The 14,830-nt window shown below is 59.6% G+C and carries 12 protein-coding genes; 6 read left to right on the forward strand and 6 right to left on the reverse strand.

From position 1 onward, the window contains the following. Nucleotides 1–61: 61 nt before the first annotated feature. On the forward strand, nt 62–493 hold the full coding sequence (locus ACR0AA_RS05030; RefSeq protein ID WP_480662139.1) for a DUF1489 family protein: 432 nt from the start codon (nt 62–64) through the stop codon (nt 491–493). Here the strand turns inward: ACR0AA_RS05030 and hisG are convergent, their stop codons facing one another. The 3 genes from hisG to hisS are packed head-to-tail and all read right to left on the reverse strand — an operon-like array spanning nt 494 to nt 3,759. Continuing rightward, on the reverse strand, nt 494–1,183 hold the full coding sequence (hisG, locus tag ACR0AA_RS05035; protein ID WP_480662137.1) for an ATP phosphoribosyltransferase: 690 nt from the start codon (nt 1,181–1,183) through the stop codon (nt 494–496). It lies immediately after the preceding gene. Then, a complete protein-coding gene (locus ACR0AA_RS05040) occupies nt 1,180–2,268 on the reverse strand; it encodes an ATP phosphoribosyltransferase regulatory subunit (RefSeq protein WP_480662135.1) in 1,089 nt (362 codons plus the stop codon). Before ACR0AA_RS05040 ends, hisG begins: the two co-directional genes overlap by 4 nt. Nucleotides 2,269–2,271: 3 nt before the next feature. Further along, a complete protein-coding gene (hisS, locus tag ACR0AA_RS05045; protein ID WP_480662133.1) occupies nt 2,272–3,759 on the reverse strand; it encodes a histidine--tRNA ligase in 1,488 nt (495 codons plus the stop codon). 129 nt (nt 3,760–3,888) lie between these two features. On the opposite strand from hisS, the gene ACR0AA_RS05050 reads away from it, so the two are divergent. Then, nucleotides 3,889–4,083, forward strand: coding sequence for a SlyX family protein (locus ACR0AA_RS05050; protein WP_170573549.1), 195 nt, complete (start codon nt 3,889–3,891; stop codon nt 4,081–4,083). A 4-nt stretch (nt 4,084–4,087) separates the two neighbouring features. On the opposite strand, the gene ACR0AA_RS05055 is transcribed toward ACR0AA_RS05050, so the two are convergent. From ACR0AA_RS05055 to dnaE, 3 genes are all read right to left on the reverse strand, one after another. Continuing rightward, nucleotides 4,088–4,456 carry a hypothetical protein gene (locus ACR0AA_RS05055; protein ID WP_480662131.1) on the reverse strand — a complete coding sequence of 123 codons (369 nt, stop codon included), beginning with the start codon at nt 4,454–4,456 and terminating at the stop codon, nt 4,088–4,090. A gap of 5 nt (nt 4,457–4,461) precedes the next feature. Next, nucleotides 4,462–4,674, reverse strand: coding sequence for a YMGG-like glycine zipper-containing protein (locus ACR0AA_RS05060; RefSeq protein ID WP_480662129.1), 213 nt, complete (start codon nt 4,672–4,674; stop codon nt 4,462–4,464). A gap of 83 nt (nt 4,675–4,757) precedes the next feature. Continuing rightward, the gene (gene dnaE / locus ACR0AA_RS05065) at nt 4,758–8,258 is read right to left on the reverse strand and encodes a DNA polymerase III subunit alpha (RefSeq protein WP_480662127.1); all 3,501 of its coding nucleotides are present in this window, start codon (nt 8,256–8,258) and stop codon (nt 4,758–4,760) included. A gap of 344 nt (nt 8,259–8,602) precedes the next feature. On the opposite strand from dnaE, the gene xdhA reads away from it, so the two are divergent. Genes xdhA through ACR0AA_RS05085 form a run of 4 tightly spaced genes read left to right on the forward strand, consistent with a single transcriptional unit; the run spans nt 8,603 to nt 14,812 of the window. Continuing rightward, complete coding sequence (xdhA, locus tag ACR0AA_RS05070) at nt 8,603–9,964, forward strand: xanthine dehydrogenase small subunit (RefSeq protein ID WP_480755557.1); 1,362 nt, start codon at nt 8,603–8,605, stop codon at nt 9,962–9,964. Beyond that, nucleotides 9,961–12,363: a xanthine dehydrogenase molybdopterin binding subunit gene (xdhB, locus tag ACR0AA_RS05075; protein WP_480755558.1), complete on the forward strand. Its 2,403-nt coding sequence runs from the start codon at nt 9,961–9,963 to the stop codon at nt 12,361–12,363. The genes xdhA and xdhB overlap by 4 nt, the downstream gene beginning before the upstream one ends. Beyond that, the gene (gene xdhC, locus ACR0AA_RS05080) at nt 12,363–13,298 is read left to right on the forward strand and encodes a xanthine dehydrogenase accessory protein XdhC (RefSeq protein ID WP_480755559.1); all 936 of its coding nucleotides are present in this window, start codon (nt 12,363–12,365) and stop codon (nt 13,296–13,298) included. Before xdhB ends, xdhC begins: the two co-directional genes overlap by 1 nt. Then, a complete protein-coding gene (locus ACR0AA_RS05085) occupies nt 13,295–14,812 on the forward strand; it encodes an ABC transporter ATP-binding protein (RefSeq protein WP_480662119.1) in 1,518 nt (505 codons plus the stop codon). Before xdhC ends, ACR0AA_RS05085 begins: the two co-directional genes overlap by 4 nt. The last annotated feature ends 18 nt before the right edge of the window (nt 14,813–14,830 follow it).

The raw sequence follows: 14,830 nt of genomic DNA on the forward strand, positions 1-14,830 counted from the left end.
TGACAGCCACCAGAGAGCTACAATATAAAGATGAGCCTCGGGACGACTCTGTGGGAAAGCTGTGGATAAGTACGTAAACCTCATAAAACTTTCGGTCGGATCGGAAAGCGTCGAGACGCTGATCGCGTGGCAGGACAGCCGTAAGCCGCTCTATGAGGACGGGTGCCCGCGCCACGTCACCCGCATGTGGCCCAAGCGTGAAACCGAGATTCTGAACGGCGGATCAATCTACTGGGTGATCAAGGGCGTCGTGCAATGTCGCCAAAAGATCCTGCGGCTGGACGAAGTGCGCGGCGAAGACGGCATCCGCCGCTGCGCCATCGTGCTGGACCCAGAGGTGCACCGCACCCAGAACGCTTTGAAACGCCCATTCCAGGGTTGGAGATATCTGAAACCCGAGGATACTCCCGCCGACCTTCCTAAAGGGAGGGCAGAGGACGATTCTCTACCCGATGATCTGAACCGCGCGCTGGCCGAGATCGGCGTGCTGTAATCAGCTCAGCCGATCCAAGAGTTCAGTCAGAATCTCTTTATCACCCGCATCATAATCAGCTACACGGCTACGCCACAGCGTTGCCTGCGATTGCAGGATCAGACCATCCGACAGGATCTTGAGGTGGTTGGCCCGCAGGGTTTCACCTGTCGATGTGATATCGGCAATCGCCTCGGCGGTTTCATTCATCACGGTGCCTTCGGTCGCGCCCTGGCTGTCAACCAGTGTGTAATCGGCAACGCCCGCATCAATCAGAAACTCTCGCACCAGTCGGTGATATTTGGTCGCAATACGCAAACGATGGCCATGGGTTTTGCGGAACGCCGCAGCCGCGGCATCAAGATCATCCAGGGTTTCCACGTCGACCCAGCATGCGGGTGTCGCGATGATCAGATCGGCTTTGCCGAACCCCAATTGTGAAACTTCCTCAATCTGCTGCTCCCAGCGTGGCAGTTTCTCTTGTACCAGGTCTGTCCCGGTCACACCCATATGAATGCGGCCCGCTGCCAGTTCGCGGGGTATTTCCCCGGCGGACAGCAAGATCAACGAGACGCCATCGATCCCCTCGACCTTACCAGCGTATTCCCGGTCTGATCCGCTGCGCGACAAGGTGATACCGCGCTTTTCGAACCACGAAAAGGTTTTCTCCATCAACCGGCCCTTGGAGGGCACGCCAAGTTTCAGGCTCATTGCGCATCCTCCTCAATTTCCAGCATCAGGTCGGGGCGCAGAACCCCACCAACGGCCGGAATTTCCGCCCCGTTGCCCAACTGACGCGTCAGCGCGTCATAGCGACCGCCGGTGGCAATCGGCGGCAGGTCCGGGCGACCCTCGGCATAGAACCCAAAAACAAACCCGTCGTAATATTCCATGGACGTGCGCCCATAGGCGGCCTCGAAATCCAGCGTCTCGACATCCACGCCGCGCGCCTGCAGGGCCGCTATTCTGGCCTCGAGCCGGTTCAGCGCCGGCGTGATCTGCGGCAGATCAACCGCGACGTCCCGCAACTGTTCAAGAGCAAAGGGCATGGTTTCCCGCACCGCCAACAGTGACTCGAGCCCCGCGAGTTCGCTATCCGAAATCGGTGGCGTCTCGCGATCTTCGCGCAAAGCGTCGATACGGGCCTCAATCTCGGCCGCACGGCGTTTGCCGATCAACGGCGCGTCGACACGCATCGGATCTTCTGCGTCCAACAGTTTTGCGCGGTTTTCTGGTTCGGGCTTTCGCCCCGAAAAGCGATCCAGCAGGATACGAAACCGACGCGGACGCCACAGGTGGCGCATCAAAGCAGCTTTACGGCGATCCGTGGTGCGAAGACCCTGAACAGCCGCAGTCAGAATGCCGATATCGCCGGTGGCGGCGCGCAGGGGCAGCCCACGCAATTGCAGGGCAAACAGCGAAAACACCTCGGCATCCGCCCCGGCCGGATCGTCACGGTCAAAGACCTCGTACCCGACTTGAATGTACTCGTTGGACCGGTCCGGGTCGTGCTCCTGCCGCCGGAAAACCTCGCCCGAATAGGTATAGCGCGCGGGCTCGGCCCCATCGTTCATGTGCATCTGCACAACCGGCAGCGTGAAGTCGGGGCGCAGCATCTGCTCGCCGCGCAAGGCGTCCGACGTCACATAAGCACGGGCACGAATGTCTTCACCATAGAGGTCCAGCAGTATTTCCGCCGGTTGCAGCAAAGGCGTATCCACGACCTGCGCCCCTGCGGCCTCGAACCGGACGCGCATCATCGCGGCGCGGGCCTGTATCTGAGAACGGTTGGCCATGGCTCAGTCCTGACTGTCCAGAATTTCACGCACTTTGGCGACCAGATCGCCGCGCGGCACTTCGAACTGACTGGGACGTTCTTTCCATTCCTCCAGCGTGGCGCTTTCGGCGATTTTCGCGCCAAGGATCAGATCTTTGATCTGCACGATCGCATTGGCCTTTTCATCGCCACCTTCGATCACTGCGATCGGAGAGTTCCGCTTGTCCGCGTATTTCAACTGATTGCCAAAGTTTTTGGGGTTACCAAGATACACCTCGGCCCGAATACCTGCGTTGCGCAGTTCGGCCACCATCGCCTGATAGTCGGCCATGCGGTCGCGATCCATGACGGTGACCACCACAGGGCCGGTGGCCTGTGCGGCGATCCGACCCTTTTCGCGCAGGGCGGCCAGCAGACGGTCAACACCGATGGAGACGCCAGTCGCGGGCACCTCTTGTCCGGTGAACCGCTTGACCAGATCGTCGTAACGCCCACCACCCGAAACCGAACCGAACTGCCGCTTGCGGCCTTTCTCGTCGAAAATCTCGAAAGTCAGTTCAGCCTCGTAGACGGGACCAGTATAGTAGCCCAATCCACGCACGACTGAAGGGTCGATCTCGATCCGGTCCGCGCCGTAGCCGCCCGCATCCAGCAAGGTGCCGATCTGTTCCAGCTCGGAAATCCCGTCCGCACCGATCTTGCTGTCGCCGACGGCGGCGCGCAGGTTGGCTAACGTTCCGGCCGCATCCGCAGCCTTGGAGGTCAGGAAAGCAATCACCGGCTCTGCCTGGTCGTCGCTGAGCCCAACGCCATCGATGAACGCGCCGGACGCATCCAGACGGCCCTTGGTCAGCAACTCGCGCACGCCAGCCTTACCCACCTTGTCGAATTTGTCGATGGTGCGCAGGACGTTGTCGCGGGCGGCAGCGTCTTCGCCAAGACCCATCGCCTCAAGCACGCCGTTCAGAACTTTGCGGTTGTTGACGCGAACCAGATAGTCGCCACGCGGGATGCCGACGGTCTCCAGCGTGTCTGACAGCATGGCGCAAATCTCGGCGTCTGCGGCCATCGAAGCCGTACCCACCGTATCCGCATCACACTGATAGAACTGACGATAGCGCCCCGGCCCCGGCTTTTCGTTGCGCCAGACCGGACCCATCGCATACCGGCGATAGGGCGTCGGCAGGTCGTTGCGGTGCTGCGCGTAAACACGGGCCAGCGGCGCGGTCAGGTCATACCGCAGGGCCATCCAGTCGCCTTTGTCATTCTCATCGACCTCCTGCCACGCGAACACGCCTTCGTTCGGGCGATCCACGTCGGGCAGGAACTTGCCCAGCGCCTCAACGGTTTCCACCGCGCTGCTTTCCAGGGCGTCGAACCCGTAACGATGATAGACGTCCGCAATAGCCCGCAGCATCTCGGTGCGCTGCGTGACTTCCTGGCCGAAATAGTCGCGGAACCCTTTGGGCGTAATTGCCTTAGGGCGGGGCTGTTTCTTGGGCTTGGCCATCGGGGGCGTCCTTCACGGGTCATGTTCCGCGCGCGGTCTATCCCATGGCCCGCATCGGGGCAAGGCGCGCTTTCGCTGGCCACGGCGTCACAGGGTCGCTATGACCAGCACAAGACACAGGAGTCGCCAATGCAGCATCTGGAAGAACAGATCGCCCACCTGACCCGCACGGTTGAAGAACTGAACACAGTCGTCACCCGCCAGCAAGGCGAAATCGACCGCCTGACCCGCCGGGTCGAGATGTTACTGCAGCGTGAGGCCGAACGGGCGCAGGAAGGATCAGGCGGGGTCGTATTCGGAGATGAACGCCCGCCGCATTATTGAGCGTTCAAAATCCCAGCGTTGTTTTCACTGCGTTATCCACCACTCCGCCCAAAAGGGCATCCTTATCCGCGGCGCATCCTTCTGACAGCGCGGTTATGAATGCTTCACGCAGCTGGGCCTTTTCCTCATCCGTGATCGCATGATCTTCGATATTGATCTGGCGATTGTAGAGCGAGAGGGCCGTCATCTTTCCGACGACAGCAACAACAAAGGCTTCGTCACCATCCGCCTCTTCAGCAATCGAGGCGCAGGTATAGTGCATCACAGGCAAAGCCTCCTGTACCATCTGTTCAGCCGCGTCATCCGCTGTGGCCATACACGGAGCCGCCAGAATTGCGGCACAAGCGGACATTCTGAGTTTGATAAACCGCATCGCCATCACTTCCAGTTATGTCCGATGATAGCACCGGCCACACCGCCGATTGCAGCGCCTTTGCCGTCACCAACCAGTGCGCCCACGCCTGCGCCGATCAGCGCGCCTTCGATGGTTTTCTTTTTCTTCTTGTCATCCGCCATCGCGGCCGACGCCATCGCCAGGGACGCAACAACGGCCAACGTGAATGCTCTGAAACCAATACCAGAGTGTGTCATATCGGAACCCTCCTATGACGGTCTTCAAATAGATATGGTATCAGCCTAGCGGCGTGATTTGCCTGTGGCAACAAAACGCTGTGTCAGATTTCCTCGACCGACATGACGCCGTCCAGGGATTTGATCGCCCCTTTGATCTGCGGGTTGATCGGGAAGTCCTGCCCAAGGTCCATCTCGACATCTCCCGGCAGACCGGGATCAAGCAGGCACAGATGGATCGGCCCTTTCGCCGCCCCTTTGGCCGCGCCAGCCGCGTCCTCAAGCACTTTGGCAACTGTCGGCAGCACCTTTGGTTCGTCCACGAAGATGCGTAAACCGGTCGCACCGGCCTCCGCCACGACCGAGTCCACCGGCCCGACTGAACGACCAAGCAGTTTGAGCTGATCGGCCTCCATCGTTGCTTCGGCGGTCAGGACGACCTGCGCGCCGGTTTCCAGAAACTCGCGGGATTTCTCCAGCGTTTCCGAGAACAGTGTGACCTCATAAGCGCCGGTCGGATCTGACAATTGCGCAAAAGCGAACCGGTTGCCGCGCGCGGATTTCCGTTCCTGACGCCCGGCGACCACGCCCGCCATCTTGGCGATCAGCGGACCGGAACGCGCCTTTTCGGTCACTTCGTCCAGCGTCAGAACCTGCTTGCGTTTCAAAGCGGGCATGTAGTCGTCCAGCGGATGGCCAGAGAGGTAGAATCCGATAGCCTTGAATTCTTCGCTAAGACGTTCAGCCGGAAGCCAATCCGGCGTCGGCGACAGGCGGGGTTCCGGCAGGTCATCGCCCGCTTCACCGAACAAAGACACCTGGTTCGAGTTCTTCTGATCGTGGATCGCAGCCGAATACTGCACCAGTTGCTCAAGGCTTTCGAAGACGCGGCGGCGGTTCTTGTCGAGCTGGTCAAAAGCCCCCGCCCGCGCCATCATCTCAAGCGGGCGCTTGCCGACCTTCTTCAGATCGACCCGGCGCGCGAAGTCGAACAGGTTGACGAACGGCTTGTCCTCACGTCCAGCAACCACAAGGTTCATCGCCTCGACGCCCACGTTTTTGAGCGCGCCCAGCGCGTAGACCAGATGACCATCGACCACATCAAATGTCGCCAATGAGCGGTTCACGCAGGGCGGTACATAGGGCAGTTCCAACCCTTTGCGGACTTCCTCAAAATAAATCGCCAGCTTGTCGGTCAGGTGGATATCGCAGTTCATGACGCCCGCCATGAACTCAACCGGGTGGTTCGCCTTTAGCCAGCCCGTCTGATAGCTAACCACCGCGTAGGCCGCAGCGTGGGATTTGTTGAAGCCGTAGTTGGCGAATTTTTCCAGCAGGTCGAAAACCTCGCTGGCCTTTTTGGCGTCTACGCCATTCTCGCCCGCTCCCTTTTCGAACTTGGGGCGTTCGGCATCCATCGCCTCTTTGATCTTCTTACCCATTGCGCGGCGCAGCAGGTCGGCGCCACCAAGGCTGTAACCCGCCATGACCTGCGCGATCTGCATCACCTGTTCCTGATAGACGATGATGCCCTGGGTTTCCTCTAGGATGTGATCGATTAGCGGATGCACGGATTCGATCCTGCGCAGCCCGTTCTTGACCTCACAATAGGTCGGGATGTTCTCCATCGGGCCGGGACGGTACAGCGCCACGAGGGCCACGATGTCCTCGATACAGGTGGGTTTCATGCGCTTGAGCGCATCCATCATGCCCGAGGATTCCACCTGGAACACCGCGACAGTCTTGGCCGCCGAATAGAGCTTGTACGTAGCCTCATCATCCAGCGGGATGGCGTTGATCTGGTTCTCGGCTCCGTCGGCGGGTTCATAGAGCTCAGTGCCATCGGCCGACACGTGCAAAGGTCGCCCGGACTTGAAGATAATATCCATCGCGTTCTGGATCACGGTCAGTGTCTTCAAACCCAGAAAGTCGAATTTCACCAAACCGGCCTGCTCAACCCATTTCATGTTGAATTGGGTGGCTGGCATATCGGACCGAGGGTCCTGATAGAGCGGCACAAGTGCATCCAGAGGGCGATCCCCGATCACAACCCCCGCTGCATGTGTCGACGCATTTCGCAGCAACCCTTCGACCTGCTGGCCATAGGTCAGCAGCCGGTCGACGACCTCTTCGTTGCGCGCCTCTTCGCGCAGTCGCGGTTCGTCTTTCAGCGCTTTTTCGATGGAGACTGGCTTTACGCCCTCTACCGGGATCATCTTGGACAAGCGATCCACCTGCCCGTAAGGCATTTGCAGTACACGCCCGATATCGCGCACGGCCGCCTTCGACAGCAACGCGCCAAAGGTGATGATCTGCCCCACCTTGTCGCGACCATATTTCTGCTGCACGTAACGGATCACCTCTTCGCGACGGTCCATGCAGAAGTCAATATCGAAGTCAGGCATGGACACCCGCTCGGGGTTCAGGAACCGTTCGAACAGCAGCGAATAGCGCAGCGGGTCAAGGTCGGTGATCGTCAGCGCATAAGCCACCAGCGAGCCCGCGCCCGAGCCCCGCCCCGGTCCCACCGGGATGTCGTGATCCTTGGCCCATTGGATGAAGTCCGCGACAATCAGGAAGTAGCCGGGAAAACCCATGCCTTCGATGATGCCCAGTTCGAAATCCAGCCTCTCCTGATATTCTTCAGGCGTGACCGCGTGCGGGATCACCGCCAGACGTTTCTGCAGGCCCTCATTGGCTATGCGGCGCAGCTCGGCCACCTCGTCATCGGCGAATTTCGGCAGGATCGGGTCGCGGCGATAGGCCATGAAGGCGCAGCGTTTGGCGATCTCGACCGTGTTCTCGATGGCCTCGGGCAGATCGGCGAACAGGGTCGCCATTTCCTGCTGCGACTTAAAGTAGTGCTGCGCTGTCAGGCGACGGCGGCCTTCCTGCTGGTCAACATAGGCACCCTCGGCGATACAGATCAGCGCGTCATGCGCCTCATACATATCTGTGGTCGGGAAATAGACGTCATTGGTGGCGACCAGTGGCAGGTTCTTGGCATAGGCCATTTCGACATGACCGCGCTCGGTCAGGCGTTCGGCCTCAGGCTGACCACCTTCGCCTGGATGACGCTGCAGTTCGATATACAAGCGATCCGGGAACATTCTCGCCAATCGGTCCACCAAGACTTCAGCGGCGGGGCGCTGCCCCTGTTGCAGCAACATACCAACCGGTCCATCCGGCCCGCCGGTCAGGCAAATTAGGCCGTCCGATCGGTCCGCGAGTTCTTCCAGCGTGACCTGCGGTAGCTGCCCACCTTTATCGACGTAAAGGCAGGAACTGAGCTTCATCAGGTTCTCGTACCCCACCTCTGACTGCGCCAGCAAAACGAGCGGCGCAGGCATTTTTGGTTTTTCCCCCGGTTGCGCCTTCACATAGGTCAGGTCGACCTGACAGCCCATGATCGGCTGCACCCCTGCCCCGCTGGCGGTCACGGAAAATTCCAAGGCAGAGAACATGCTGTTGGTGTCGGTAACGGCGACGGCGGGCATCTCCATTTTCTCACACAAGCCGGGCAGCTTTTTCAGCCGCACGGCGCCTTCCAGAAGGGAATATTCGGTGTGAACACGGAGGTGAATGAATCGAGGTGTACTGCTCATGACCGCCACGCTATCCCAGTCGGACACGGTGCAAAAGCAGGAACCTTGGCCGTCAGATGCCAAAAGGATAAGGCTTGATTATTCGGATTTTTTGGAAGGTGCTTCGGATATCAGAACAAACCAAAAGACAAAAGACCTTTAATTTCAAACAGCTGATCGTTAATCGGATATCTCGATCAAACGCCGTTGGCACCCATTGGTGTATCAATTAGGCAGTTTTTCTTGCCAGACAACCTATGCACTTTCTAACATCTGACGGCAAGCTATTCGCCCGCCACTCTTTCTACGTCGCATCGAAGGAGGGTACCGATGGGCGCAACCGGGTAAGGCGACGGGTTTCTCGAATGAATATCACGTTTCTTCTGAACGGAGAGACAGTGGAGCTGGCGGATGTCGATCCGACAGCGACCCTGCTGGACTGGCTGCGCGAGGATCGCGGCCTGACCGGCACCAAGGAAGGCTGCAACGAAGGCGATTGCGGGGCCTGTACCGTCATGGTCACGGATGAAGGCGGCCACAAGGCGCTGAACTCTTGCATCCTGTTCCTGCCTCAACTGCACGGCAAAGCGGTGCGCACGGTCGAGGGCGCAAGCGGTCCAAACGGCGAGGCACATCCGGTTCAGCAGGCCATGGTTGATCTGCACGGATCGCAATGCGGCTTCTGCACTCCCGGTTTCGTCATGTCGATGGTTGCAAGCCACGCCAACGGCGCAACGGATCACGACACGCAGCTGGCCGGGAACCTGTGCCGTTGCACCGGATACGCACCGATCATTCGAGCGGCAGAGGCGGCAGAGGAACAGCCCGTCCCGGTTTGGGTGAAGGATAAGCCTGTCGCAACGCGCGCCGCATCACCGATGCTGCCCGGCTCGTCCGACGAGTTGGCGGCTGTGTACGCCGAGAACCCAAATGCGACACTGGTTGCCGGAGCGACCGATGTGGGCTTGTGGGTCACCAAACAGTTGCGCGATCTCGATCCGGTGATCTTTCTGAACCGCTGCGATGATCTGAAAGAGATCACGATCACCGAAGAAGAAATCCGCTTTGGTGCCATGGTCGACATGAACCGCATGGGCGAGGCGCTGGCCGACCTGCACCCCTCTTACGCCGAAATGATCCGTCGTTATGCCAGTGTACAGGTGCGCCACGCGGCCACGGTCGGTGGCAACATCGCCAACGGTTCGCCCATCGGGGACAACCCGCCCGCCCTGATCGCCTTGGGTGCAACGCTGCATCTGCGTAAAGGTGACGCGCGCCGATCAATCCCGCTGGAAGAGTTCTTCATCGACTACGGCAAGCAGGACCGCGCGCCGGGCGAATTCGTCGAAGCGGTCAGTTTCGCCCGTCAGGAGGATCGTTTGAAAGCTTACAAACTCAGCAAGCGGTTCGATCAGGATATTTCGGCCGTTTGCGGGTGTTTCAATATCACGGTGACGGATGGCGTGGTCACCGATGCGCGTATCGCGTTCGGCGGCATGGCTGGCATTCCAAAGCGCGCCTCGAATGTCGAAGCAGCGCTTACGGGCGAACCCTGGACGCGTGAGACGGTTCAAGCCGCAACCCCGGCTTTTGCCAACGACTTCACGCCTATGACGGATATGCGCGCCTCGGCCAACTACCGGTTGGAGACGGCAAAAGCGATGCTCGAAAGGTACTTCCTCGAAGATCAGGGTGAAGTAACAAACGTATTGGAGGTATCGGCATGAGCGTGACCAAACCCCTCCCCCATGACGCGGCGCCGCTGCATGTCTCTGGTACTGCGCGTTATGTCGATGACATTCCAACACCAAAAGGCTCGCTGCATCTGGCCTTTGGCTTAAGCCCGATTGCCAAGGGTTCGATCACGTCGATGGATCTGTCAGCGGTAAAAGCTGCCGATGGTGTCGTCATGGTCATGACCGCCGACGATCTGCCTTTTGCAAACGACGTCTCTCCGTCGATCCATGACGAGCCATTGCTGTCAGATGGTTCGATTCACTACATCGGACAGCCCGTTTTCCTTGTGATCGCCACCAGCCATCTGGCCGCGCGCAAGGCCGCCCGGCTGGGCAAGATCGAGTATGCCGAGAAAACCCCAATCTTGACGGTCGAAGAGGCGCTGGCCGCAGACAGCCGGTTCGAGGATGGCCCTCGCATCTACGCCAAGGGTGACGCTGATGCAGCTATTGCCGGATCCGCGCGCGTCATCGAAGGCACGTTCGAGATCGGCGGGCAGGAGCATTTCTATCTGGAAGGACAGGCCGCGCTGGCCGTGCCGAATGAGGGCGCGGATATGCTGGTGCATAGCTCGACCCAGCACCCGACTGAAATTCAACACAAAGTGGCAGATGCCCTGGGCGTTCCCATGCATGCCGTTCGTGTTGAAACCCGCCGCATGGGCGGAGGATTTGGAGGCAAGGAAAGTCAGGGCAACGCGTTGGCCGTATCCTGCGCTGTCGCTGCTCGGGCAACCGGCAAGGCCTGTAAGATGCGTTATGACCGCGACGATGACATGATTATCACCGGCAAACGTCACGCTTTCCGGATTTCGTATAAGGCCGGGTTCGATAAGAACGGGCACCTTCAGGGCGTCTCGCTCCACCACTACGCAATCTGTGGCTGGGCGCAGGATCTATCCCTGCCCGTCGCGGACCGTGCGATGCTGCATTCCGACAACGCCTATCTGTTGCCGAATGCGCGGATCGAAAGCCACCGGCTGAAGACCAACACCCAATCCGCCACCGCCTATCGCGGCTTCGGCGGTCCGCAAGGTATGGTTGGTATCGAACGCGTCATGGACCACGCAGCCTATGAATTGGGGATGGACCCGGTCGAACTACGCCGCCGGAACTATTACGAACCGGCGCATAAGGTTGCGGACCCTGTGCCTACAGAAAAACCACTGGGCCACCCCGATCCGCATGAAGACCTGACCAGCCGTGGCGCGGTCGAGATGGGAGACGCGCCCGTGCGCCCCCTGCCCGCAGGCGGTAACACCACGCCATACGGTATGGAAGTCAGCGACTTTGAACTGCACGGAATGACCGAGAAGCTGCTGAAAACCAGCGATTATGTGTCACGCAAGGCCGCCATCGAGAAGTGGAATGCTGAGAACAGCGTGATCAAGAAAGGCATCGCTTTTTCCCCGGTCAAGTTCGGTATTTCCTTCACACTGACCCACCTGAACCAGGCGGGTGCGCTGGTGCATGTGTATCAGGACGGCTCTGTCCACCTGAACCATGGCGGAACCGAAATGGGTCAGGGCCTGTTCCAGAAGGTTGCGCAGGTCGCGGCCTCGCGCTTTGGCATTCCGCTCGAGATGGTGAAGATCACCGCAACCGACACTGCCAAGGTACCCAATACCTCGGCGACCGCGGCGTCTTCCGGCAGTGACTTGAACGGCATGGCGGTGAAAGCGGCCTGCGACACGATCCGTGACCGGATAGCCGATTATCTGGCCGAAAGGCATCAGGCCGATCCATCAACGGTGACGTTCTCGGATGGCCATGTCTCGGTCGGAGAAGAACGCTATACCTTCGCAGAAGCCGCCGCGCTGGCCTACCAGGGACGGATCAGCCTGTCGGCAACCGGGTTCTACAAAACGCCGAAAATCGAGTGGGACCGGATCAAAGGCCGCGGCCGCCCGTTCTTTTACTTCGCCTACGGTGCATCTGTTACCGAGGTCGCAGTCGATACGCTGACCGGTGAGAACCGCATCCTGCGCACCGATATCCTGCATGACGCAGGCGCGTCGCTGAACCCGGCACTGGATATCGGGCAGGTCGAAGGTGGCTATGTGCAAGGCGCTGGCTGGCTTACGACCGAGGAATTGGTCTGGGACGACAAAGGAAACCTGCGCACGCACGCACCTTCGACCTACAAGATCCCGGCCTGCTCGGACCGTCCGGACATCTTCAATGTCGCCTTATGGGACGGGCAGAACCGCGAGGATACGATTTATCGCTCGAAAGCGGTGGGAGAACCGCCGTTCATGCTGGGTATCTCTGCCTGGCTGGCACTTTCGAACGCGGTGGCAGCCTGTGGGGACAGCTATCCGGCACTGGATGCGCCCGCCACGGCCGAAGAGGTCTGGCACGGTGTCCAAAGGATAAAGGGAGGCATCTGATGGGATTTGATCGAGAGGCTTTGAGGGAGGCGGTCAAAACCCACGGCAAGGTGATCCGGGTGGTCATCGCCGGGATCAAGGGGTCGTCACCGCGCGAAGTCGGAGCCGCGATGCTTGTTTGGGAGGACGGGCAATCAGGTACCATCGGCGGAGGTGCCCTGGAGTTTCAAGCGGCCGAGGCGGCGCGGTCCCAAACAGCGCCTGCACGCCAGACGCAACATGCGCTTGGACCTGATATGGGCCAGTGCTGCGGTGGGGCTGTAACCCTGCTTAGCGAAATCTATGACCTCAAGGCAGTTGAACAGCTGAATGACACGATCATCGCGCGTTCAGCCTCGGGCGGTGACATGCCACTGTCGGTCAAGCGCTTGCTGGCACAGGCCCGCGGTCAGGGTGTAAAACCCGACCCGCAGTTGATCGAAGGATGGATGATCGAGCCGGTTCACGAACCCACGCGCAACCTTTGGATCTGGGGCGCGGGTCATGTCGGCCGAGCTCTGGTCGATGTCCTATCGCCCCTGCCCGATCTGGCAATTACCTGGGTTGATACCGGGCCAGAGCGGTTTCCGGACGTCGTACCGAGCGGTGTAATACCGGTTCCGGCGATCAAACCGGCCGAGTTGGTCCGTCACGCACCGACCGATGCCGAGCATCTTGTGCTTACTTATTCACACAATTTGGACCTGGAACTGTGCAACAGGCTGCTTTTGCATGATTTCCGCTTTGCTGGCCTGATTGGCTCGGCTACGAAATGGGCGCGATTCCGGTCCCGGCTGGCCGCATTGGGGCATACGCCCGAACGGATTGGCCGGATCACCTGCCCAATCGGGGACCCGTCCCTGGGCAAACACCCGCAGATGATCGCAGTTGGTGTCGCGGCGCAAATCCTGCGCCCTGCCCGGCAGAATGAATTGAAGAAGGACCTGAGCGCGTGACCACTCCACTTCTAAGCTTGCAAGGGCTGACCAAAGCCTATCCCGGCGTCGTGGCCAATGACCAGGTGTCTTTCGACATCGGTGAAGGCGAAGTTCACGCCCTGCTGGGCGAAAACGGTGCGGGAAAATCCACACTGGTGAAGATGATTTACGGGCTGGTGAAGCCCGACAGCGGCACGATGCTGCTGCGCGGCCAACCCTTTGCGCCACCCGAACCACGCGCGGCGCGGGCCGACGGGATTGCGATGGTGTTCCAGCATTTCTCACTGTTCGACGCGCTGAACGTGGCCGAGAACATAGCACTGGGGATGGAAAACCCTCCGGCCATGGGTGATCTGGCCGCGCGTATCCGTGAGGTTTCAGAAACCTATGGTCTGCCGCTGGACCCGTATCGCATCGTCGGTGATCTTTCCGCAGGCGAGCGTCAGCGCGTCGAGATCATCCGCTGTCTGCTGCAAGAGCCCAAACTGCTGATCATGGATGAGCCGACCTCGGTTCTGACGCCACAAGAAGTAGACATCCTGTTTGAGACGCTGAACAAATTGCGCTCGGAAGGCACATCGATCCTCTATATTTCGCACAAGCTGGAGGAAATCCGCACGTTGTGTGACCACGCCACAATCTTGCGACTGGGCAAGAACGTGGGTGAATGTGTTCCAGCCGAGACGTCAGCCCGCGACATGGCCGAGATGATGGTCGGATCGACCCTGCAGACCCCAGAACGTTCGGGGCGCGAGTTTGGTGAGGTGGCGCTGGATGTCAGCGGGTTGTCGGTTCCGTCACCGTCCGAGTTCGGGACCGCATTGAGAAACATCCACATGACTGTCCGCAAGGGCGAGGTTCTGGGTATCGGCGGTGTTGCCGGCAACGGTCAAGACGAGTTGCTGGGCGTTCTTTCGGGAGAGATCCTCACAGCCGCCGATGCGATCAAGTTCAACGGTCAACGGATTGGCAAACTCGGGCCGACTGCACGTCGCAAGCTGGGCGTACTGACTGCGCCCGAAGAACGGCTGGGCCATGCCGCAGCCCCCGACATGAGCCTGACTGAAAACGCGCTGCTGACCGGTTCGGTCCGCGAGGGATTGGAGAGTAACGGCTTTCTGAAATGGGCCGAGACCAAAAGTTTTGCCGAAAAGATCATCAGCGCTTTTGACGTACGCACGCCCGGACCTGAAAACGCCGCGCGATCTCTGTCAGGGGGCAACCTGCAGAAATTCGTCATCGGGCGTGAGGTTCTGCAAAACCCCGACGTTCTGGTGGTGAACCAACCGACATGGGGCGTGGATGCGGCAGCGGCGGCCTCGATCCGTCAGGCCATTCTGGATCTGGCTGCAAAAGGCACCGCAGTCATTTGCATCAGCCAGGACCTGGACGAGCTTATGGAAATTTCGGACAGCTTTGCCGCCCTGAACGAAGGACGGCTAAGCGCCCCGCGCACAACGACAGGTCTGACCGTGGACGAAATCGGCCTGATGATGGGCGGCGCCCATGGCATGGAGGTGGCCCATGTCTAACACAAATCAAAAAAGAAA

It is taken from the genome of Ruegeria sp. CE8, assembly GCF_056537465.1.

What these genes read in the sequence shown, in the direction of transcription:
- hisG (WP_480662137.1), bottom strand. Translation starts at nt 1,183, where the DNA reads ATGAGCCTGAAACTTGGCGTGCCCTCCAAGGGCCGGTTGATGGAGAAA.
- ACR0AA_RS05040 (WP_480662135.1), bottom strand. Translation starts at nt 2,268, where the DNA reads ATGGCCAACCGTTCTCAGATACAGGCCCGCGCCGCGATGATGCGCGTC.
- hisS (WP_480662133.1), bottom strand. Translation starts at nt 3,759, where the DNA reads ATGGCCAAGCCCAAGAAACAGCCCCGCCCTAAGGCAATTACGCCCAAA.
- ACR0AA_RS05050 (WP_170573549.1), top strand. Translation starts at nt 3,889, where the DNA reads ATGCAGCATCTGGAAGAACAGATCGCCCACCTGACCCGCACGGTTGAA.
- ACR0AA_RS05055 (WP_480662131.1), bottom strand. Translation starts at nt 4,456, where the DNA reads ATGCGGTTTATCAAACTCAGAATGTCCGCTTGTGCCGCAATTCTGGCG.
- ACR0AA_RS05060 (WP_480662129.1), bottom strand. Translation starts at nt 4,674, where the DNA reads ATGACACACTCTGGTATTGGTTTCAGAGCATTCACGTTGGCCGTTGTT.
- dnaE (WP_480662127.1), bottom strand. Translation starts at nt 8,258, where the DNA reads ATGAGCAGTACACCTCGATTCATTCACCTCCGTGTTCACACCGAATAT.
- xdhA (WP_480755557.1), top strand. Translation starts at nt 8,603, where the DNA reads ATGAATATCACGTTTCTTCTGAACGGAGAGACAGTGGAGCTGGCGGAT.
- xdhB (WP_480755558.1), top strand. Translation starts at nt 9,961, where the DNA reads ATGAGCGTGACCAAACCCCTCCCCCATGACGCGGCGCCGCTGCATGTC.
- xdhC (WP_480755559.1), top strand. Translation starts at nt 12,363, where the DNA reads ATGGGATTTGATCGAGAGGCTTTGAGGGAGGCGGTCAAAACCCACGGC.